At 57.7% G+C, this 21,039-nt stretch carries 17 protein-coding genes and 2 pseudogenes; 18 read left to right on the top strand and 1 reads right to left on the bottom strand.

Annotated elements, in window-relative coordinates; genetic code table 11:
• The first annotated feature begins 10 nt into the window (after positions 1 to 10).
• The 6 genes from RAD15_RS24570 to RAD15_RS24545 all read left to right on the top strand — a co-directional run bounded on the left by RAD15_RS24570 (position 11) and on the right by RAD15_RS24545 (position 5,939).
• Positions 11 to 790, top strand: a complete 780-nt coding sequence (locus RAD15_RS24570) for a phytanoyl-CoA dioxygenase family protein (protein WP_458180773.1) — start codon at positions 11 to 13, stop codon at positions 788 to 790.
• A gap of 25 nt (positions 791 to 815) precedes the next feature.
• Positions 816 to 1,145, top strand: coding sequence for a cupin domain-containing protein (locus tag RAD15_RS24565; protein WP_458180772.1), 330 nt, complete (start codon positions 816 to 818; stop codon positions 1,143 to 1,145).
• Position 1,146: 1 nt separating this feature from the next.
• Positions 1,147 to 2,514, top strand: coding sequence for a class I tRNA ligase family protein (locus RAD15_RS24560; RefSeq protein WP_458180771.1), 1,368 nt, complete (start codon positions 1,147 to 1,149; stop codon positions 2,512 to 2,514).
• A gap of 226 nt (positions 2,515 to 2,740) precedes the next feature.
• Positions 2,741 to 3,871 carry an aminotransferase-like domain-containing protein gene (locus tag RAD15_RS24555; RefSeq protein ID WP_458180770.1) on the top strand — a complete coding sequence of 377 codons (1,131 nt, stop codon included), beginning with the start codon at positions 2,741 to 2,743 and terminating at the stop codon, positions 3,869 to 3,871.
• A 572-nt stretch (positions 3,872 to 4,443) separates the two neighbouring features.
• Positions 4,444 to 5,217, top strand: a complete 774-nt coding sequence (locus RAD15_RS24550; protein WP_458180769.1) for a phosphoribosylaminoimidazolesuccinocarboxamide synthase — start codon at positions 4,444 to 4,446, stop codon at positions 5,215 to 5,217.
• Complete coding sequence (locus RAD15_RS24545; RefSeq protein WP_458180768.1) at positions 5,214 to 5,939, top strand: HAD family hydrolase; 726 nt, start codon at positions 5,214 to 5,216, stop codon at positions 5,937 to 5,939. The genes RAD15_RS24550 and RAD15_RS24545 overlap by 4 nt, the downstream gene beginning before the upstream one ends.
• Before the next feature lie 133 nt (positions 5,940 to 6,072).
• On the opposite strand, the pseudogene RAD15_RS24540 reads toward RAD15_RS24545, so the two are convergent.
• Positions 6,073 to 6,309: pseudogene (locus RAD15_RS24540) on the bottom strand (IS110 family transposase); the annotation flags it as partial.
• 446 nt (positions 6,310 to 6,755) lie between these two features.
• Between RAD15_RS24540 and RAD15_RS24535 the strand changes: the two are divergent.
• The 12 genes and pseudogenes from RAD15_RS24535 (at position 6,756) to RAD15_RS24480 (ending at position 21,005) form a co-directional block, all read left to right on the top strand.
• Positions 6,756 to 7,997, top strand: coding sequence for a cytochrome P450 (locus RAD15_RS24535; RefSeq protein ID WP_458180767.1), 1,242 nt, complete (start codon positions 6,756 to 6,758; stop codon positions 7,995 to 7,997).
• Positions 7,998 to 9,123: 1,126 nt separating this feature from the next.
• Positions 9,124 to 10,314: a pyridoxal phosphate-dependent aminotransferase gene (locus RAD15_RS24530; protein WP_458180766.1), complete on the top strand. Its 1,191-nt coding sequence runs from the start codon at positions 9,124 to 9,126 to the stop codon at positions 10,312 to 10,314.
• A gap of 392 nt (positions 10,315 to 10,706) precedes the next feature.
• Positions 10,707 to 11,306 carry a CDP-alcohol phosphatidyltransferase family protein gene (locus tag RAD15_RS24525; protein ID WP_458180765.1) on the top strand — a complete coding sequence of 200 codons (600 nt, stop codon included), beginning with the start codon at positions 10,707 to 10,709 and terminating at the stop codon, positions 11,304 to 11,306.
• 32 nt (positions 11,307 to 11,338) lie between these two features.
• Positions 11,339 to 12,502, top strand: a complete 1,164-nt coding sequence (locus RAD15_RS24520; protein ID WP_458180764.1) for an aminotransferase-like domain-containing protein — start codon at positions 11,339 to 11,341, stop codon at positions 12,500 to 12,502.
• 10 nt (positions 12,503 to 12,512) lie between these two features.
• Positions 12,513 to 13,004, top strand: coding sequence for a GNAT family N-acetyltransferase (locus RAD15_RS24515; RefSeq protein ID WP_458180763.1), 492 nt, complete (start codon positions 12,513 to 12,515; stop codon positions 13,002 to 13,004).
• Positions 13,005 to 13,006: 2 nt separating this feature from the next.
• Positions 13,007 to 13,777 carry a class I SAM-dependent methyltransferase gene (locus RAD15_RS24510; protein ID WP_458180762.1) on the top strand — a complete coding sequence of 257 codons (771 nt, stop codon included), beginning with the start codon at positions 13,007 to 13,009 and terminating at the stop codon, positions 13,775 to 13,777.
• A 65-nt stretch (positions 13,778 to 13,842) separates the two neighbouring features.
• Positions 13,843 to 15,225, top strand: a complete 1,383-nt coding sequence (locus RAD15_RS24505) for an LLM class flavin-dependent oxidoreductase (RefSeq protein WP_458180761.1) — start codon at positions 13,843 to 13,845, stop codon at positions 15,223 to 15,225.
• 329 nt (positions 15,226 to 15,554) lie between these two features.
• Positions 15,555 to 15,897, top strand: a pseudogene (locus tag RAD15_RS24500) (IS66 family transposase); the annotation flags it as partial.
• Positions 15,898 to 16,003: 106 nt separating this feature from the next.
• Positions 16,004 to 17,491, top strand: coding sequence for a hypothetical protein (locus RAD15_RS24495; RefSeq protein ID WP_458180760.1), 1,488 nt, complete (start codon positions 16,004 to 16,006; stop codon positions 17,489 to 17,491).
• On the top strand, positions 17,488 to 19,017 hold the full coding sequence (locus RAD15_RS24490; RefSeq protein WP_458180759.1) for a Dyp-type peroxidase: 1,530 nt from the start codon (positions 17,488 to 17,490) through the stop codon (positions 19,015 to 19,017). The genes RAD15_RS24495 and RAD15_RS24490 overlap by 4 nt, the downstream gene beginning before the upstream one ends.
• Positions 19,018 to 19,163: 146 nt before the next feature.
• Positions 19,164 to 20,384, top strand: coding sequence for a hypothetical protein (locus RAD15_RS24485; protein ID WP_458180758.1), 1,221 nt, complete (start codon positions 19,164 to 19,166; stop codon positions 20,382 to 20,384).
• Positions 20,385 to 20,393: 9 nt separating this feature from the next.
• Positions 20,394 to 21,005, top strand: a complete 612-nt coding sequence (locus tag RAD15_RS24480) for a hypothetical protein (RefSeq protein ID WP_458180757.1) — start codon at positions 20,394 to 20,396, stop codon at positions 21,003 to 21,005.
• Positions 21,006 to 21,039 lie beyond the last annotated feature (34 nt).

Here is a 21,039-nt window from a genome sequence, read left to right as displayed (position 1 = left end):
GAGCTCGCATATGCTGACCGAGGCGCAAAAAGCGAAATGGCAACAGGACGGATACCTCCGGCTCGAAGGCTTATTCGATCCGGCCGCTCGCGACGCGATTTCCAATTTCGTGGACGACGTCGCGCGCTGGGATGTAAGTGCCGACAAATGGATGATGTGGTTCGAGAAGACGGCCGGCAATCGCAAGATCATCTCAAAGGTGGAGAATTTCCTGGATTACCATGACGCTCTGCGCGAGGCGCTGTTGGCCGACGGCCGCATTCGCACGGCGGTCGAGACGCTACTCGAGGAGGACACGCGGATGTTAAAGGAACTGCTGATCTTCAAGTATCCTGATAGCGGCGGCTACCGCCCGCACCAGGACATTTATCATATCCCACACAAGATACCGGAACGCATGGTGCATGCAGTCGCAGCCATTGCCATCGACGATTCGCAGCCTGACAACGGCGGTCTTTTCTTCACGCCCGGTCGCCATAAGGAGGGAGTGTTTCCAATGGATGCCGGCGGCGTGATCAATCCAGAGGTCGCCGAGACCTTCACATGGGAACCGGTGTCATGGAAAGCCGGCGATGTGTTTATTTTCGACGACTACGCCCCCCACTATTCACTGCCAAATAAGAGCAATAGGCCCCGCCGCGCGCTTTATCTTGTGTTCCAGCGCGCATCTACGGGAGGTCCAACGCGTGCCGAGTATATGCGCATGAAGCGCGCCTACAACCCACCGGAAGGCAAGCTATCGGATCCGGAAAACCTGAACGCGCCTAACGGCATATTCTATCGCGATTGAGTGCCAATTCGAAGGAAGGACCGTCGTGTACACCAAGCAGATCGATCATTCTTTGATGCGAACAGAATATGGCGTGCTGGTCTGCCGTCTGTTGGAGCATCTTCCGGATGGTCTCAGCCCCGGGTTCGGCGCCTCGGTGGTGGAGGTCGCGCCCGGTGGTGCGGTCGATCTGCACGGGCACCACGAGCACGAACTGTGGGTGCTGATTTCCGGACGTGGAGAGTTCGAAGCTGACGGCCAGATGACGCCGGTGAGTGAGACGACGTTGTGCTACATGCGACCAAACCAGCAGCACACGATCCGCAACGTCAGTCAGGACGGTTCTCTCAAATTTCTATCTATTTGGTGGGACTGACATGCGCACCTATTTTGTCTGTCCCGCTCCCCCCTGCCCCAACGGCAAGCTGCATCTCGGTCACGTCGGCGGCGTATACTTACTCGCCGATATGTTCACGCGCTTTCAGCGTATGGCCGGCCATCGCGCGTACTATATTACGGGTGCGGATGAGCACGGCACGTACACGCTGGTGAAAGCACGAAAACTCGGCCAACCGGTTAGCGACGTCGCACAGAAGCACATTCACGAGATCCTGGAGTGCTTGCGCGCGGTGCAAATCACGCCCGATGCGTTTGTGCGTACATCTAGCGAGATCCACAAAGACAATGCGTTGGCGATTTTCCGCGAGTTGCAGGAGGCCGGCTATGTCGGCGTGCGCGACGGTCTCCAGCTCTATTGCGAACACTGCGACGAATTCGTGGCCGACTCGCTGGCAGTTGGCACCTGTCCGGCATGCGATGCGACCACCGACAGTAATTTGTGCGAAAACTGCGGCCTAGCTGTCCAGCACGACACCCTACGCGACGCGCGGCACACCACGTGCGGCGGCACACTTGGGCTAAGGCCGATCAAGCAGGCCGTGTTTGATATGCCCCGGCTGGCTCAGGTGCTGGACAAAGCTATTGGACAAAGCGCCTGGCCCGGCGTTATCCGCAACAAGGCGCGCACTTGGTTAGCCGGCGCCGTACATGGCTTGCCGATGTCGCGCCACTTCAGTCATGGCGTCAAGCTAACACAGCCTGAACATTTGATTGGTCAAACGCTACTCACATGGTTTGAGGGCCTGTGGAGTTTCGACACTGGAATTCGCGAGCTATGTGCCCGTGACAATCTGGACGCCCACTCGGCATTGCACGATCCGAACACCCAGCTTTTGTTTTTCATGGGCCAGGATAACCGATTCTACTACACGGTAGGTGTGACAGGCACCCTGCTTGCGCGCGGCTACCCAATTCCCCAAAATCATTCCGTCCAGGACTTCTACAAGCTCGAGGGCGAAAAGTTTTCGACCAGTCGTGACCATGCCCTTTGGACCGATGAAGTGACGCGAGAGGTCGACGCCAGTGTACTCCGCTACGCACTGGCGCGCGTGGCCAAGCCATTCGACAGCAATAAGAACGACTTCGATGTTGACAGCCTGATCATGGCAGCGTCACGCCTTCGGATCTGGGAGGATGCGTTACGCCACTCAGCCAACAACGCACACACAGTGGACAACGAGCCCCTCTGCCCTACTCTCCGCAGCCTGGTTCAGCGTTATGCCGATGCGATCGAGTCACTGCGTTTCTGGGATGCGCTTGATATCATCGACATGTACCTCGAGGTGGCGACTTTGCGCGCGAGGATAATGGTATGTGGAATGCTGCGAAGGTCTCATTGTTCCTAAGTCTGCTTTATCCCGTGGTACCTGAGCTAGCGATACGCTACGGTCAGCATTTCTTCGGCGCAGCCTGGCAGCCGTCCCTCGAGAACCCTGCTGCAACAGCTGCCTTGCCGAGCGCGAGAGTGGACTTCCCGTATTTCAGTGCGGCGGTATCTGCGAACTTCATTGCAGCGTACAACACGCGTTTTCGCACAGAACAGGTGAGGCAATCTGTTTGAGAGACGAAACCATGACTTCGCGGGCCTCCAACCGCAGCGCTCTCGCTCAGGACTTTGCCCCGTTCTCTTACTCAGGTGCGAAGCACGCCATCAATTTCGGTTACGGCCTGCCCGATCCGGTGATGTTTGCAGAGCTGGCCTGGCCGGATGCATTTAACCGAGATACCGGCGTGGCCTCCACCGATCTGCCGCAGTATACGGATGCGCTGGGTTTACCCGAGCTCCGTACAAAGCTCGCAGGGCGCTACCGTGTGCGCCATGACCAAGTTATCCTTACGGGTGGCGCTTCACAGGCGTTGCAATTGATTGCCGACGCTTGGATCGACCCAGGCGATGTGGTCCTGACCGAGGACCCGTGCTATTTGGGCGCACTGCGAACGTTTTCGATCGTAGGTGCGAACATCCTCCAGCTCGGTATGTGCGCAGAAGGGGTCGATCTGAATGAACTCGAAGCAACGTTGCGTAGTCATACCCGCGTGAAGCTTTTCTATACGACGCCAGCATTTCATAACCCGACTGGGCGCCAGATGTCGCGCACCCATATGGCCCGGGTCGCCGCGCTGCTGGACCACTATGGCGTGGCGTTGGTACAGGATCTTGTGTATGCGGAGCTGCCCTATAACGGCACGGTTGATTGGCTGGCACCAGGCGGCAACGTGATCAACATTCATAGCGTCTCCAAGGTCGCCGGACCGGGGTTACGGGTAGGCTGGGTGCTTGCGGAGTCGGACATCATCAACGGGCTTGCACGGCTAAAATGCGATGGCGGCGTAAGCCCCATCGTCAGTAATATCGTTTTAGCGTTGTTGCAATCGGGCACCATTGATGCGCACATTGCGCGCTTGCGCCAGCATTATCGTGCCAAGCGGGATATCCTGCATACACTCTTGCAGTCCAGCCGATTTTGCGAGCCAGAGTATGTCGTACCAAGCGGTGGATTCTCGTTTTGGGTGCGGTTGGCTGCTGGTCTCGAAGTTGAGACTTTCATTGAGGCTGCACGTCGCGAGCACGCCGTTCATCTCATAAATGGTCGCGATTATGGCCCACGAAGTGGCGATCATGTACGCCTGTGTTTTAGCTATCTCCCCACATCGCTCATTGAGCAGGGCCTGGCGCGATTGGGGACCTTGCACGCGACCTAACTAAACTCCACACGACATAACGTCGCCTGCTCCCGCACGGCTTCCAGCGCGATCTTTGCCTTCAGTGCCGCGTCGATCTTGCGTTTGGTCTTCGTCGTCATCATGGGCTCCGCCTATCAAACGGAGCGGCCCCTTCCAACTGAGTACGTGGCCCCACAATCGGGGTACATTACAATCCAACTGATCTTGTCGGATATCCTTCAGTGTCGATTGTCGGTTTTGAGACAGTTCGAGCAATGTGACGCGACGCACGCCTCAAGGGCTCTTGAAGATGCTTGTATCAAGGGCTTGCAGAAGCGCCAGTTTCAGTTCGGCACGCCATTTGCGTGTTGAAAGGACATCACTGAGCAATCGGTGATGTGGGGCGGATCCAGCGCCTGACAATACCCGACGTTGGGCCACCCCGCTTGTAATCGGATCGAGGTGGTGTGCAACGAGACGTCTGGACGATTGCGGTGCGGTCGCTCACAGCCTTCGTCGTGATGCCCTCGGGTGTACGAACACGAAGCCCCTTGCGTACGACAGGACAGTCGTCCCTGTACGCAGAAACATAGTGAATAGATGGAACTCCAATGCAGCCTATTGAACGAGCCGCGTTTCCATATCCGGACCACTGGCGCTCCAAGTTCGAAGATTTGCCTTTGCTGATAGAGGGCGAATCGAAGGTGATCCGCGTTATCGACGATCAAAGCGTCATCGTGCGTTTAAAGCCCACGTTGTTTTCGTACTCCGCAAATCGCGCTGCCACAGTTGAGGGCACCGACTGGTTACGTCTACGCATCAGCGAGCGGCTTTGGCGGATGCTAGAGGATGAGAGTGTGCCTTCCACGATCGTTCACGTTGGTGAAGACTATTACATCAGTCGGCGAGTTGCGGCTCCGCCTATCGAGGTCATCGTGAAGGCCGCCTATGTCGGGACACCAAAACATATTTACCTCGGGTTGGAGACTTTTCCAACGCGTCATGGCGGATACCTCCGACCCGATCAACGACACGAACCCTATGTGCGCTTCGACTGGCGCAACCCACTACCACATCGGGACGAATGCATGCCGAATTGGCTCGCGGACCGCTTCATCGATACCGATGCTGCCAGGCATTTGGCTTTGCGGGCCTTCAAGGCGCTGGCGAGAGTCTTGGCATCGTGCGAAATTGAACTCCTCGATATTTGCTTTTTTATCACCGCCGAAGGCGATGCGATATTTGGCGAGGTTTCACCAGACTGCATGCGAGCCAAGCACGCGTCAAATGATTTAGATAAGGACCTTTGGCGTAAGGGCAAAGATCCAGAGACTATTCTCCGCCAGTGGCGAGCATTTCTGGATCGGCTGAAAGCGCTTCCATGAAGATGAGCAATCCTGGAGCCATCATCTTTGACTGGGGTAACACCCTTTGCGACTATCCATTGCGGACCGAGGCCGAACAGGTTGAGTTCTTGCATGATTTCCTCACCGATCCGTCCAGCTGTACAGATTTGGCCACCGTCCCAGCGCCGAGATCCATCGCTAGCGCAGCGTTGCAGGCGCTGAACAGAGAGCGCGAGGATTGTCGTGTGGTTTCTTTCGCCGACCGGGTGAGATGCGTACTGGCACCCGACATGGATGACGCGGATGCAGAGCTACTCGAGCTGCGCCTCTGCAAACGAATCTTTGCTAGTGGCCAGCTCATGCCAGAAGCGGAGACAGTCATTGCTACAGTTCGCCGAATGGGCTACCGGACGGCGATCTTGTCTAATACGCCTTGGGGAACGAGCCACAGGTTGTGGCGAGCCGAGGTAGCTCGGCACACTCATGTCAGCCGCAACTGCGACCTTGTCATGTTCTGCGGCGATTGCGGTTATCGCAAGCCCAGCCAAGCCGCTTTTGAAGCCTGTTTAGACCTTTTGCGTGAGGCGCCGGACGGGGTCATCATGGTAGGTGATAGCTTTCGCTCGGATGTTCTGGGCGCGCGCGGCGCGGGATGCCGAGCGGTCTGGTTTTGCCGTGACGCCTCGTTGCCAAAAGAAGAATCGGTCGCTGTCATGACGTCGCTCGATGAGATCATTTCGCTCCTCGGCAAAGGTGCATAAGCAGTACCGGTAATTTCATTTCTAAGAAGCGTTTTGTGAACAGGATGCCTCTGCGCCACACTCAGATTGAGCACTCCAGTTGGTGCGCCGGGAAACCGGCAAGGAGTAGGTGTGGAAGTCCACTGCGAAGAGGCAGTAGGTGCTGCTCTTCGCTCTTCACCGGCACGAAGCGCATGCTCGGTCGCGTCAACGCCTCGCAGATTGCTTCTGCATCGGCCGCATGGTTCTTGCCGCGCCTGAGGTGGGCCTTGACGTAGCTCGGCGGCACCAGCCGGACCTGGTGGTCGAGCGCGATCAATTCGCGCGCCAAGTGGCACGCAGTCGCGCACGCCTCGATACCGATCAGGCACGCAGCGAGCCCGGCCAAGAACGCCAGCAGATCGATCGGTCGCGCAGAAACGTTGGCGTCGTCTCGATGGCCACAATCGCTTGCCAAAACTCGTTCCCGGTCTGACATTCAGCGAGCGGATCGAGGTCAGTCAACCCGCAGCCGCCGCCTCCTGACCGGCCAAACCGTCACCGGAATTCAGCGATAGCTCGCGATGACGCTGCAACCAGCTGAGCGGTTGTGCGAGGAACGATTATAGCAGTGAACGCAAGCTCACGCGCCTCCCAATTATGATAGGGGAGCTGCGCTCCGGCTTACGATATTGTTCGACCCATTCAAACCGATCAATCGCTCGCAACCGAAAGCGCCGCAGCGGGCGGAAAATCATCGGTCGGTCCATTCAAAGATCGTGGGACGCTCTCAGAGCCGTCGTGGGAATTCGCCCAGGCGAGTGGAGGCAAGATGAGAGTTAAGGCCGGAGGGCGATCATGAATACAATATCGGCAGGTCACGCGCGCGAGGGGGCATATGATGTTCTTCTGAGCGATCTCGATGTCAGCGACGTCAAGCGCTTTCAGGATGGCAGCATTTGGCCCTACTTCGAGCGGTTACGAAAGGAAGATCCCATCCACCACTGTAGCGATAGCCCGTATGGTCCCTATTGGTCCATAACAAAATACCACGACATCGTTGCAGTCAACATGACTCACGGAGTGTTCTCGTCAGAGCAAGGCGTCACGATCGTCGATTTGCCGGAGGAGTATTGGACTCCGAGTTTCATTAAGATGAGCCCTCCGAAACATGGCGAGCAGCGCAACACGATCAGTCCGATAGTGGCACCGGAGAATCTGGCCAAGCTCGAGGGCTTGATCCGTCGGCGGGTCAAGGCCATTCTGGATGGCTTGCCGCGCAATGAAACCTTCGACTGGGTCGATAAGGTCTCGATCGAGTTGACGACGCAAATGTTGGCGACGCTGTTTGATTTTCCATTCGAAGATCGGCGACTGCTGACCTACTGGTCGGACGTCGCCGCCACAACTCCGAGAACTGGCCACGAGATTGACACCTGGGAGAAGCGACGGGCAGTCCTGTCCGGGTGCCTGGACTATTTCACGCGACTTTGGAACGAGCGCAAAAATGCCGAGCCCCGCGCCGACTTGATTTCGATGATGGCGCACTCACCGGCGACCCGGAATATGGAGCCACGCGAGTTCCTGGGCAACCTCATCCTGCTGATCGTGGGCGGGAACGACACCACGCGCAATTCGATGAGTGCAAGCGTATTGTTCATGAACCAGAATCCGTCCGAGCTGAGGAAGCTACGCGGGAATCCTGTGCTCGTGTCGAGTGCCGTCTCCGAGATCATACGCTACCAGACGCCGATCGCACACATGCGCCGCACCGCCGTGGTCGATATCGTGATAGGCAACAAGCATATCAGACGAGGCGATAAGGTCGTCATGTGGTACATTTCCGGGAATCGGGACGATGAGGTCATCGACCAGGCTGACAGCTTCATCATCGATCGGAAGAATCCACGGCAACATCTCTCGTTCGGATTTGGCATCCATCGCTGCGTCGGAAGGCACCTTGCGGAACTGCAGCTGAAGATCCTTTGGGAAGAAATGCTTAACAGGCGCTTGGACATCAAGGTGGTCGGCGAGCCGGAACGAGTCGCATCTAACTTCGTGCACGGTTATTCCGCCCTCCCAGTGCAAATGGTTACTTAGGGAGTAACGCTGTCTGTCGGCATCGAGTACGACTAACTATTCCGGCTAGACGCCATGTGACACTTCACTACCGCCGCTGGCGCGGCCGCCAGCGATCGCATCCAGATCGCATCCAGCAGGATTTCGTCGTCCTGACGGCACGGCTCAATTACGAGTTCGGCGGCCCGGTAGTTCTCAAATACTAGCGCCATCGCATTAGAACGGCGGTTCCTAGGCCCGCTTCCGGCCGACGCGTTTTTCGAGCTGGTCATTTGCCGCAAAACGCCAGACTTCGCGCCTTTCGTCTCGTGCAGGCGAGGTCTTACGCGACGACGTTAAGCCTGCACGCCGTATTGGTTCGGTATTCGCGTCGCCGCACTTCATCGATACAAGCGGAGACGTCTTATCGAGTTATCGAGGACCTTGATACCCAGAGCGGCGGCCATTTCGTCGGTGTGCCTTCGTTCAGAGATTCTCGCGGCAAACGGCAGGACGTTCTCGGTTCTTGCGTCCAACACGGCCGGCGCAACCCCTATACAGAACCACAAGGTTCGAACGCTGGGCCGTGTGACGCTCCCGGCCATTTACCCATTCGAGAATTGCGGCCGAGGTCGCGACACCAGGGAAGCCCCTGCTCGGGTCGACGCCGGCGCCGACTCCCGAAGGCACGCCCGATCTTGCCGCTCAAGCCTTTCTAACTTTGGCACTGCTCGACGTGTCTGGCCTCAAATTCTGCCCGATGATCTTTGTTTCGGCGAACCAGGTCTTGTGATTGGAAGGGCGGCAGCCGCGTCTGGTGCTTCACCTCAATATTTACCGGCAACCGCTTGCGCTGCGGTCAACTACCAAGCCTAGTGATTGATCGAGAAGACAGAAGGATGTCAATGATTGGTTCATGAGATCTGGCGGGTCATACTTTAAGGAATTCGGCATGCAACACCCCCAATCGGCTATCGCAATCAACTCCGATCGATGGGGTCATCGCCTGCTGAACTCTTGCGCGCACAGGTTTGCTCCGATAGCGAACCCTCATCCCTCATAATGATTTGTCTCCTTCGAGGCGCGGGATCTCGCTTCCAAGGATCCCGGCAGAGCTCACGTCTTCGCTACTGCTGCGATTAGCGACATCGAACCGACGGAGGCGCTCATGTTGGCGCAACGGACAGCCTTGATCAAATTGTCAGGCACCGCCGCAGCTAGGAGCGCGGCCAAAGCAACTGCCGCGAACGGCGATGAACTCATTGATTTGACAGCCGGAGAGATCTGGAGCGACTTAGCTCCATCGGTGCGCGACGGCGCAATCGCAGCGATTGACGGTAACTTCAACCGCTACACCGACACGATTGGTCTGATCGAGTTGCGCCATGTGCTTGCTCGCAGGATTTCCGCGGAGACCGATCAACCCTGGTCGGTCGACGAAATAGCAGTGACGAACGGCGCCAAACAGGCGCTCTTCAATGCCGCCATGGCTCTTTTAAATCCCGGTGACGAAGTACTGATACCCGCGCCTTACTGGACTACTTTTCCAGCCCAGATCGTCGTCGCCGGCGGCAAACCGGTTTTTATCGAGACCCGGCACAATAACTATATCCCGAAACTTGTAGACCTCGCCTCGGCGGTTTCATCGAAGACTAAAGCGATCGTGGTCAATACGCCCAACAATCCAACCGGCGCCGTTTACGACCGCGACACTCTTGCTGGCATTGTCCGTCTCGCGATAGATCGAGATATCTGGATCATCTTCGATGAGTGCTATGGGGCTTTCGCCCATGCCCCACATACCCATTACCCGCTCGTATCGGTTGATCCCCGTGCGCGAGAGCGTACGTTAAGCGTCAATTCGTTTTCCAAGTCGCTAGCCCTCGCGGGTTGGCGGATTGGCTATCTCGCCGGACCCAAGGCGGTCATCAGCGCGGTCAAGGCGCTGCAAAGCCATACAACCTCCAATCCAAATGTCGTCGCACAGCATGCGCTGCTGCATCATCTGAAATGTGGCGATCCTGCCTTCCAACTGAAATTGCAGCGTCACGTGACTAGCGCGCGGGCGCTCGGGCTCTCGATCCTTTCAGAGCTTACGTTGGTGCCGCAGCCTGCTGCGCAAGGAGGATTCTACTTCTATCTCGATGTCAGCGAATTGCAGCGGCGCAACACGGCTCATGATCGAGAATTCAGCGCGGATCAAGTAGCTCACGCGTTGCTCATGAATGCCGGCGTCGCAACTGTTTCGGGAACAGCCTTTGGCGACCCCGCCGGCATCCGGCTCTCCTACGGCATCGACCTCGAGTTGCTCGACAAAGGCCTGAGGCGACTAACCGCAACTCTGAACGCGTGGCACTGAATAGTTGCATGACGCGTAGCCTCGACCCAAACACGGTGACATTATGCCCCACGTTCCAGACCACGCCACCATGCTTGAAGCGAGAGTCTGGTCGCTTCTACGTGCTCTCGCCTATGGGAGGGGCCTGCGGGATTCAAGACCGACTCTACTACGGCTTGCTTCAATCAAACTGAGAAAGGCGATGCTTCCTGCGTTGGATGACATCAGGGCTTCAGGTGCCACACATGGGCACATCCAGGAAATTGCTCGCCTATCCTGTCGAACGGCGGGCCCTACGGCTTGCCGCAGCGTGTTGCGACGGTCCGCGGGCGATTTGCGGATCGCTGAGGGTCGCGTCGCACCGTTCGTCGACCTGACCTTTTAAGCATCGTGCGTTCGATAGGGAAATTATAGTGGTTCGCCAGCTTCTCGATCCGGCCAACGCGGTGACTGCAACAGGTCTCGTGCTCTCGTCCATCGGTCTCAAGTTTGCAATCTCCGGCCTTCCCGAGATGGGAGTCGCTACAGTGCTCTGGGCATTGCTGGCCGATCATCTCGACGGTGTCGTGGCCCAGCGGACGCATGGCCGCTCGGCAGAGACAAGGCAGGTCGGAAAAAATCTGGACTCGCTTGCCGATCTGGTCAGCGCCGGTGTGTTCCCGGCTGTAACGTCGATGGTCATCGGTCGTGGCTCAACGGTGTCAGTTGTCGCGGGCGCCATTCTCCTTCTGGCCAGTGCCTTGCGGCTTAGCTACTTCAACGTATTTGGATCCCCGGGCGGCCGATTCATCGGGGTGCCTACCACATACGCCGTACCCGTAACTGCAACTATGTTCCTGCTGCGCCCACTCATCCACGAGGCGGTCTTCCCGAACATGGTCGCGTTCGTCCTCGTCGTACTTGCTGTTCTGCACATTGTTCCCCTCCGCATACCGAAGACGGCTGGCATTATGTACGTTGTCGTCACCGCTTTCTGTGTTGGGGCATCGATCGTGTTGGCAATGAGAACATAACTGAACTGGTCCCAAATCGTTACGAGGAGCTGATGCCCGCCTCCAAGCTGGACTTTTCGATCGACCTCACCACGGCGTTGCCGCCCGCGCCGCACATTATCCACGAGGCGCTTGAGCAGGCATTTCGGCAGCTTTGTCAGTCCGATGGGACCGCAATGGACATTCGCCGCAATCGCCCAGGCGGGGCAAAGGAAGATGTTGAATCCGGATCGCACTGGCTTCGTGGCCGCTTTGAGGAAGAGCTTGATCCTGAGCGGATTGTTGTGACGAACGGCACGCAGAGCGCGTTAAAACTTCTATTTGGAATGATAGGGCCGGGAGCGACCTTGTTCACTGAAGCAGTCACTTATGCCGTGCTGAGACAGCTTGCGACGGGTTCTGGGCTGAACCTAGTCGGTCTACCTGTAGATCAAGAGGGAATCATTCCCGAAGCTCTTGAAGACGGCTGCCGTGGAAGATCGGGACAGCGCGTCTTGTTTTGTAATCCTACGGTCCATAATCCGACGACTGCGGTGATGGGGGTCGCCCGGCGGGTCCAACTCGCGGAGACATGTCGGAGACTTGGGATTTCGATTATTGAAGATGACGTATTGGGCTTCCTGCATCCCGACGCTCCGCCACCAATAGCTGCGTTCGCGCCAGACATTACGTGGTATTGCATGAGCGTCTCCAAGTGCTTTGCGATGGGTTTGCGATTTGCCTATCTGCTTGCGCCGACTGCTGGCCGTGCACGGAAGCTAATGGTACCGGTTCAGAGATTGTCATGGTGGTTTCCCAACGCTCTATCCTCTCTCACGATAAACCAATGGATACGCACCGGCCTTTCCCAACAAATTGTTGACGCCATAAGAGCCGATATTCGCGAACGCCATAAGTTGGCATCCGAAATCCTGACAGCTCTCGAGTACGTTACTAAGCCCGGATCACTTCACATTTGGGTACCTTTGCCGGATTGCATTGACCGCCAGACGCTTGTGCAAGCCGCAAAACTCTGCGGCGTTCTTATTCGTCCCGCGGATGTCTTCGCTGTTAGTGATTCCCGAGTTCCCAACGCGGTCCGCGTGTCGCTCACGGCGCCGCCGACTGGTAATGACCTCGCCGTTGGACTCTCAATCCTAGATAACATTCTGAAGCGAGAGCTCCAAAATGCGAAGGGAAGTCCGGTCGAAGCAATTCCTCTGAAAGCACATGGCTAAGGAGGAGGATATGCGCCAAACATCAATGATACGCGTTCCTCTTTCGGCCGTCATTCCGCTGCGAACGTCAGAACTCCGACCAAAAAGACATCCCAAGGATACAATTTCATTGGGCGATCTTCTACCGGAGAGCATCCACGTAGCCGCAATGTCAGAAGATCGATTGATTGGAGTTGCCTCGGCAGTCAGAGAGCCAGCGCCTCCTCCGTTAGGCAGCGCTGCCGCTTGGCGGATTCGCGGTGTCGCAGTTATCGGCCATTTGCGCGGAACTGGACTTGGACGCCGGCTCGTTGAAACTGCATGCAATCTGATCACGGATGAAGAAACCTCGGTCTGGCTTTACGCACAAGAACACGTCAGCGGCTTTTACAGGAAACTCGGGTTTGCACCGGTTGCTGCCTGTGTCCCGCATCATATCGCTGGCCTTGTCGGCCTGTATGAGCTCAAATTGAGCAATCAAGAAGACGCAGCGTCTAACCAGCATCGCAACACGAGGATGTGACGATGGATACTGCGGTCCAATGGGGTGATTTCACGACGAGTGCTCACGACTACAGCCAACGCCCGCCGCATTCTCCAGAACTTCTGAGAATGTTAATTGCGGGCCTTCGCATCGAACAGAAGCGACGCCATGTGGTTGACTTGTGCGCCGGAACCGGGAATTTGACAGCGACGTTGGCGTCGCTCAACCTCGAAGGATGGGCGCTTGAGCCAGAGGCGGTGATGCGCGACGAGGCATGGCGGCTTGGTCGCGGAGGCAACTTGTTCGAATGGCGCTGCGGTACGGCTGAGCGATCCGGCTTGAACACCGAGAGTGCTAGCTGGATCCTGATCGGAAATGCATTTCAGTTCCTCGATCCGCAACGAACGCTCAAGGAATGTAATCGCATCCTTCGACCAGGCGGCTTCCTCACCGTGCTCTGGAACCCCAGAGACTTGCTCGTAGATGCCTTTCAGCGTTCGATTGACGAGCACGTCCGAGCATCTTCCTCTGCAATCTCTCTAACATTTACAAACGCCGAGAAGGCTATCGAGCCTATCGATACCTCCTCATACTTTGCACCGTTCCTTTATTGCGACCGCATGGATTGGCACGAGATGTCGCCGGAGACCTTCATGGCGACTTGGCGATCCGCACATTACGTCCCAAGCCAAATTGGGCGAACGACATGGCTGACTCTCCTGGAAGACATTCGCGCTCGAGTCAGCAGCGTCCGATCATTAAAGACCGCCTGGCGAACAAGAGCTTGGACTTACAAGGTATCGAAAAGCTAGAGGGTCGGAACGACCGTTCCGGAAGGGTCCAGCATCTTCGTTGCCGAGCATGAGGAGGACTTACAATGCTCAAGCAAGAACGCCACATCAAACTAGGTCTATTCCTCATAGTCGACGGCTCCCACGAGGCCGCCTGGCGCCATCCCGACGCAACCTCGAGTCGGGGGATGGCGCTCCAGCGGTATGTCGACATCGTGACCACTGCGGACCGCAACTTCTTCGACTTTGTCTTTCTTGCCGACACTATTGGTATCACCTCGGACAACGTCCCAATGATCAGCCGCAACGCGCGCACGGAATGTTACGATCCTATCGTTCTGCTGTCAGCTCTAGCGCCGTTCACACAGACAATCGGTTTGGTGGCGACTGCCTCCACGTCCTACAATGATCCTTATCAAGTCGCACGCAGATTCGCCTCGCTCGATCATCTAAGCGATGGTCGGGCCGGGTGGAATGTCGTTACTTCAGCGAGCCGGTTCGAGGCGCTGAATTTGTCAAATGACGATCTTCCTTCCCATGAGGCCAGATATCGGCGTGCTCGGGAGTTCGTTTCTGTCGTCAAAGGCCTGTGGGATAGCTGGGACGACCATGCATTCGTCCGCGACAAGGCATCGGGACTCTATTTCGAGCCAAATAAGATGCATGTGCTTGACCATCGGGGAGAATTCTTTTCGGTTCGAGGCCCGTTGAACATTCCCAGGTCACCACAAGGTCATCCGGTCATCGTTCAAGCGGGATCGTCGGAGGATGGTCAGGATCTGGCTGCGGCGACGGCTGACGTCGTGTTCACCGCGCAAAATAATCTCGCAGATGCGAGAGATTTCTATGGAAAGTTGAAGGCAAGACTCCCACGCTATGATCGCAGCGAAGACGATCTCATTATCATGCCCGGCCTTTTTCCGGTGGTGGGGCGAACCCAGCGCGAAGCCGAGGATTGCTTTGAACGCCTGCAATCCCTTCTGCATCCGGACGTTGCCATTCCTTTCGTTAGCCGCCTCGGTGGTCTCGATCTGTCTGGGCTTACTCTCGACGACATGCTTCCGTCAGATATTAACGCGACCAACTCAAGCCAGAGTAGACAGAAATTGTTCGTCGCCACCGCGAGACGCGATTCGCTGACAATCCGGCAGATGTTCATGCGCTTCGCAGGAGCTCGAGGCCATCTTCAGGTCGTGGGTACAGCCACAACGATTGCTGATTGCATGGAAGAGTGGATCAGCGCGCGAGCTGCAGACGGTTTCAACGTGATGCCGCCTTTGCTGCCGGGCTCGATGAACACGTTTAACGATTTAGTCATTCCGGAACTTCAACGTCGCGGCCTGCTTCCTTCGATCCGCGCGGGCACTCTGCGTGAGAAACTTGGTCTCCGACGTCCTCCCGATCCGTCGCTCGTCTATGCAATTGATCGACCTGACGAACCGGCGCTACATAGTCGGACCGAACCGTAGAAAATAGACATATGGGACATGCCTGCGTGAGCGTCCGTTGCTTGAATCCAGGAAAGATGTCGGCATAAAGCTTTCGCAAGCGTGTTGAGCCGGCGCGCCGGGAGGTCGGCGTTCTGGCGCTTGGAGGAAGTGTGCGGTCTCCCTCAGGCGGCGGCCGCCTTGGGAGGTTTTACCGTTGATCTGAGGATGTGGCCTTAAGTCTAGCTCTAAGGTCATGTGGCGAATGCGGGTGAAGGTATTCGGCGCCGAGCGTCGGCGCCGGTGGAGATTCGACGAGAAGGTTCGTCTGGTCGAAGAGAACTTGCTAGCTGGTGAGACTATCTGCGGGAACCCTGGCACATGCCTTGGGACTGGTCTGTACGTCGCTGCGCCTGGTCGAAGCCCCTGTCATGGCGGCCGTGCGCCTTCGTGCCGATGATACGACCGTTCCGGTGCTGACCAAGGGAAGGACCGACACGGGACGCTGCTGGATTGACGTCCGGGATCGATCGGCCGTTTGGTGGCGTAGGCCCACCGGCGGCGATGTTCTACTACTTGCGCGATCGCCAGGGCGAACATCCCCAGACGCATCTGGCCCGATATGCTGGCATCCTGCAGGCCGACGCCTATGACAGGTATAACCAGCTTTATCTGGCGGGGCGTACTCCCGGACAGATCTGGGTAGCGGCGTGTTGATCCATGCCGGGCGCAAGGCCGCCTCGATCCTAGGGGATCCACGAGGTCCTCGTCGTTGCAACGCGACTATTATAGCGACGGAATTCACTTGAAGGAGCCTCCCATGCCCCTATTGAGCCCTCCGGCCCGTATCGACGATTTTGCGCACTCAAGGGATCCTCAAGGAGCCGCACAGAGGTACAATGACAAAGTCATCGGGCGCTACGTCTCGGCCGCCGTAGGTAGTTCGAAAAACTTCTTCTCTCCGCTCGAATTGACCGCTGGAGCTCCCGTCGCCGGCGTACCTTGGAACGGCTTTCCGAAATCGATCGATCGTTGGATGGACGTGGTCACCCATGTCGGTGATCTTTCCAAAGTAGAAGCGGCCGAAGCCGTTGCGGATGTCCTGCGTCCCCAAGCGTACGTGGTAATCGACACGCAGGACGGCCCGGATTTGGTTCAGGTCAACCTCGATGCAGTTTCGCACTACCGCAAAGACGACGCGAGATCTCAGGCCCGACCCTTGCGGACGGCGTCGGGCAAAAACGTCACCATCCGCATCCGCCAACAGGACGAGTACCTGGAGTGGTTCGCGAAGCGGAACGGTATTGGCGCCATCGAGCACATCGACTTCACCGCCGAGCCGTACGATTATTGGCAATTTCTCGCCAGCGAAGACATCGATCTAGTCACGAGTCTCTACCAGCTGCACATCGACGGAGGCATCACAAAACCGGAGCTACAGTTCCAGGAGGACATCCTGGTGTGGTATCCCTCGCAGAACGGATGGGCAAAGCTCTACGACAAAGGCGACTACAACCCTTACAACGAATGGAATACCACTCATGGCGCGATGCACTTGACGCACCCGGCCAACTCGCTCGGCGCTGAGGTAAACTTGGCCGGCGGAGCATCCGTTGTATGGGATTCCGACGGCAAGCCGCCGGATCCGGTCTTCGACAACGATCGCGCCACGATGCGCATTGCGTGCGCGGGCTATGGCGATATCAACCGAAGCAGCGATCCTTCGATCGGCAACGGCGTCGGACTACAGGTCGCAGCCGGAAATCGCGTGACGTTGGTGGATCCGGTCGGCCTCTACATTCGCGACATCGATTTGTCGAGCCTCAGCGATCGGAACGGTGTTCCGATTACCAATGCTCTCTCCGTCAAGCGTCAGGATGCATCCGATCCGAATAATCCACGTATCTTGCGTGCAAGGATCGGCCTTCCGGAGAATTCGGCTCTCAAACTGAGCGATTGCCTGTTGGACAACAGGCCTTTGACCCGCGGCGGACAGATCGCGCGCGCCACCACGATGACGATCTACGCGTCCGTTGTGGCGGGCAACGTCGATCGCGGCTCAAGTGCTTGTAAAAATCTGCTGTACTGCAAGCACCCCGTACACCGATCGTTCTACGGTAATTGGGGAAAAAACCAGATCGCCAAGTGCACGGACGTGACGGACGAAGATTGGAAGACCCAAGGACATCTCGAAAGTGCGATCGGGGACGCCACAGGTCTCGTCCTCGATGCTGAGCCTGCAAATGACGTCGTCGTTAAGGCGGAAGTGCCGCGTTCCGCATTTTCCTTCAAGCGAAAGACGTCGTGAACGAGGACCAACTCGAGGCCGACGACATCCAGGGCCATATCCTTGTCGGCTTCGGTGGCGGCTATCAGACGATCCTTGGCTTGAAGATCGTTGACGGTGCGCATGCGGAGGCCAGGCGCGCATTGCTGTCGCTTTGCGACCGGGTGGCCAAGACGCGTCAGCTGATTCCGCTGAAGACCGCGCGTTCACTGGCTCGCGCGGCCCAAACGGCGGAGCCGCTCCCGTCGAGCGTTCTCATGGCGATGGGTTTCACGAATTCCGGCTGCGCAGCCTTGTCTTTCGCGGATTCTCCGCCGGATGCCGCCTTCAATGTCGGCGCCGCGCGTGACGCCCGGTCATTGGGGGACGAAATCGATGCGCAAGGTCGACCGGTGGGGTGGTCGTTCGGCATGACGCCGGAGAAGACCCCGGACGTCGTCTTCGTGTTCGGAAGCGGCATGCCGGGCCTACCGGATCAGGCCGCCGACGAAATCCGATTGCTGTCGGCCAATTGGGCTACGGAAGCGTTTCGTGAAGTCGGACAACGGCTGACGGGCGACACCGAACATTTCGGCTTCGCCGATGGCATATCTCAGCCAGGTGTTCGCGGACTATTGGACGACGGCAGTTTTCTGACCGCGCGATCGTACCGCGAAGAGGATCCATTTTCCGGATATTTTTCGCGTCCAGGCCAACAACTCGTTTGGCCCGGACAGTTCGTCTACGGCTACTCCTCGCTCGATCCCGGCGACGTTCTGGTCCCCGGTCCTCGAAAATTTGGCGACCGACCGTTGTTGAAGAATGGCTCTTTGTTGGTGCTCCGCAAGCTCGGCCAGGATGTCCAAGCGTTCCGCGATGCCATGACCGTTTTAGGCGACCAACTGGCGCAACGCTTCGGCATTCCCTCTTCGCCCGACCTCGCCGGGGCGATGTGCGTGGGCCGATGGCGGGACGGCACGCCCCTTACCCAATCTCCAACAGGACCCGACCAAGCGATCTCCTGCGCCCCGCTCCGGATCAACGGCTTTCGATACGATGCCGCCTTTCCGGCTGCGGACCTAGACTATCGAGGCAACGTCGTCCCGTTCCCGGGATCGCTCGCGGATCCCATCGGGACGGTTTGTCCGTTTTCGGCGCACGTCCGGAAGGTAAACCCTCGTGACCAGACGACGGACCTGGCCCTCCCGGCGGATACTCTCACCACGCAAATGTTGCGTAGAGGAATCCCGTACGGCAAACCTTTCGACGAGGATCCGACTGGGGCGCGCGGCCTTCTTTTCATGAGTTATCAGACGTCCATAGACGGGCAATTCAGGCAGCTCATGCAGCGCTGGGTCAAGAAAGCTGATGTACCCAAGGCTCCGAGCTCCATCGATCCGATCATAGCGAGGGCGCCGGCGGAAGGGCGCGTGATCACGGTGACGCTTCAGGGCCGAACCGAGAGGTTCACGATCTTAGGTGATTGGGTCAAGGCCGCCGGCGCAGCCTATGTCTTCATGCCGGGCGTGGATGCAATGCGATCGCTACTGAGCGGCGCCACGGCCTGAATCGCCCGCGTACACCGGTCCGGCGATCGGCTGTCTCAGCCGGCCCCGGGACCTCCCTAGTCCCGTCAAGAAGCATGTTGCCTTAGGATCGCCGGGCGGGCGCACGGAAATTGCTCGCGACGACGCGACACGATCTGGAGATCCGCATGGGCCTTCTCGCAACGCAGACGGTGCATCCCGCCGCTCAAGTGGACGTTTTAGGAATCGAAATATGCCAGACGATCCAAAGCCCCGCGAACGACGTCCCTCTCGTCCGCAGAAAGCGTACCCTCGTGAGGATCTATGTCGGACCGACGGGATTCACAGGTGCGACCGACGTTCAGGGAGAGATCGAGGTCTCGCCGTCCGCGAATGCGACGGCCAAATACGTGGCCTCGACGGGGTCAATCTCCATAAAAGCAACCGCCTATCCCGATGTGAACGCCCAGCGCCGGGACATCCGAACAAGCCTCAACTTCATTCTTCCCGTCGATGTGCTGTCCTGGCCTAGCCTGACCATTCGCGTGAAGCGCTTGTTCTCGGGCGGCTCCGACGTACCGGTCGGAGTGAATGCGCCCGTGACCGTTGCTATGGTCGACGCCGCTCCGTTACGTATCAAAGCGATTGGTCTCCGCTACGTGCTCTCGACGCATGGTGCGCCACCGAAGCAAATCGCGCCGGCTGCATACCACTTCGACTATCTCCGTTCCTTTCTCGACAGGGCCTACCCGGTGTCGACGATCGACTGGTCGCAGCTCGTCGTGCAGGCCGACCCGCGCCTGGCCCCGCCATTCTCAGGCCCAACGACCCCTGACGGCAACGATCCGTTGTGGCTGGGCAAGCTCAATATAGCGCACAACCAGCTCTCCGCGATCCGCGCGAAAGACATCGACGCCGGAACCGATCCGCGCACCCACTATTACGGCTTGATCTCAGACGCCGATCAAGGACTGTTTTTCCGAGGAGCTGCGAAAGACGTCCCCCAGCGTCCGAACCCTTCGGTTGTAGCGGTCGGACCGACCGGTAATCCTGCCCAGTATCGATCCCTCTCGTGGGACACCGAACGATCCTACGGCGGCTGGTACGGGTCCCACGAGCTCGGACACACGTTCGGAAGGTTTCATCCTGGTTTCTGCAACCAGGATGCCAGCGACCCTGCTTTCCCTTACGCAGACGGCCGCATCGGCGACGCGGCGAATGGGGATATGATCGGCGTCGACATGGGCGACCCATCGCTAGGCATTCCCATGCGGGTGATGGCTAACGAGAGCTGCCATGATATTATGACCTACTGCGACAATCAGTGGATCTCAGCCTACAGTTATCGGGCCATCCTGGACCGCTTAAGCGCAGAGGACACCCTCTTCGCGCCGGCGGCCGGAGCATAGGAGGACGCGATGGGCGCCGGAGTGCTCGACGGAAGCTTCGCTCACGTAAGCGGTACGTTTGATCTCGATCGCAAGAAAGGAACGATCGACTACGTCACGCCGGTCAAAGTGGCAGTTCGATCGGAGGATTTCGAGGACGAAGGGATCGAATTGGTCGGCCTCGACGCCTCGGACCAACATATCTTCGATCAGAAGGTGAATCCTCAGCGTAATTCTTGCGCTCCGCATGCGGCGACCGGCACCTTCGACGAATACGTTCCCGTTTCGCCGCAGTTGCGCCGGATCAAGCTTATGATCAAAGGCACCGAGGCCGCGCAGTTCGCCCGGGGCGCATCTCTGCCTTCGGGAGTAGTTGCGATGGGCGGCCCCAATCCCGCTTCGCCGAACCGTTTTACGCTCGATTCGGCGCATACCCTTACTCCCACCCCTGGCGTAACCTATACGGTGCAGGCCAAGGCCGAACATGAACCAAACTGGCAGACCATAGCCGTGGGGCTTCCCATTCCGAACACGGACATCGACGTAAACCAGTTTCCTGGCGCGAAGAGCGTGTCCGTCCGTGTGCTGCAATCGGATGGCTTCTCGGAGTCCAAGGTATTCGAGGACAAGAAGATCTTTTAGTTTTGTTGTTCGGTGAGATCACGACGAGGAATGG

It is taken from the genome of Bradyrhizobium sp. 14AA (assembly GCF_054185205.1).
Note: the sequence above shows the minus strand (reverse complement) of the source record. Positions and strands in the feature narration are given on the sequence as shown.

Bases quoted from the DNA above. Each gene is read 5' to 3' on its own strand.
- RAD15_RS24570 (WP_458180773.1), top strand. From the start codon at position 11: ATGCTGACCGAGGCGCAAAAAGCGAAATGGCAACAGGACGGATACCTC.
- RAD15_RS24560 (WP_458180771.1), top strand. From the start codon at position 1,147: ATGCGCACCTATTTTGTCTGTCCCGCTCCCCCCTGCCCCAACGGCAAG.
- RAD15_RS24555 (WP_458180770.1), top strand. From the start codon at position 2,741: ATGACTTCGCGGGCCTCCAACCGCAGCGCTCTCGCTCAGGACTTTGCC.
- RAD15_RS24550 (WP_458180769.1), top strand. From the start codon at position 4,444: ATGCAGCCTATTGAACGAGCCGCGTTTCCATATCCGGACCACTGGCGC.
- RAD15_RS24545 (WP_458180768.1), top strand. From the start codon at position 5,214: ATGAAGATGAGCAATCCTGGAGCCATCATCTTTGACTGGGGTAACACC.
- RAD15_RS24535 (WP_458180767.1), top strand. From the start codon at position 6,756: ATGAATACAATATCGGCAGGTCACGCGCGCGAGGGGGCATATGATGTT.
- RAD15_RS24530 (WP_458180766.1), top strand. From the start codon at position 9,124: ATGTTGGCGCAACGGACAGCCTTGATCAAATTGTCAGGCACCGCCGCA.
- RAD15_RS24520 (WP_458180764.1), top strand. From the start codon at position 11,339: ATGCCCGCCTCCAAGCTGGACTTTTCGATCGACCTCACCACGGCGTTG.
- RAD15_RS24515 (WP_458180763.1), top strand. From the start codon at position 12,513: ATGCGCCAAACATCAATGATACGCGTTCCTCTTTCGGCCGTCATTCCG.
- RAD15_RS24510 (WP_458180762.1), top strand. From the start codon at position 13,007: ATGGATACTGCGGTCCAATGGGGTGATTTCACGACGAGTGCTCACGAC.
- RAD15_RS24505 (WP_458180761.1), top strand. From the start codon at position 13,843: ATGCTCAAGCAAGAACGCCACATCAAACTAGGTCTATTCCTCATAGTC.
- RAD15_RS24495 (WP_458180760.1), top strand. From the start codon at position 16,004: ATGCCCCTATTGAGCCCTCCGGCCCGTATCGACGATTTTGCGCACTCA.
- RAD15_RS24485 (WP_458180758.1), top strand. From the start codon at position 19,164: ATGGGCCTTCTCGCAACGCAGACGGTGCATCCCGCCGCTCAAGTGGAC.
- RAD15_RS24480 (WP_458180757.1), top strand. From the start codon at position 20,394: ATGGGCGCCGGAGTGCTCGACGGAAGCTTCGCTCACGTAAGCGGTACG.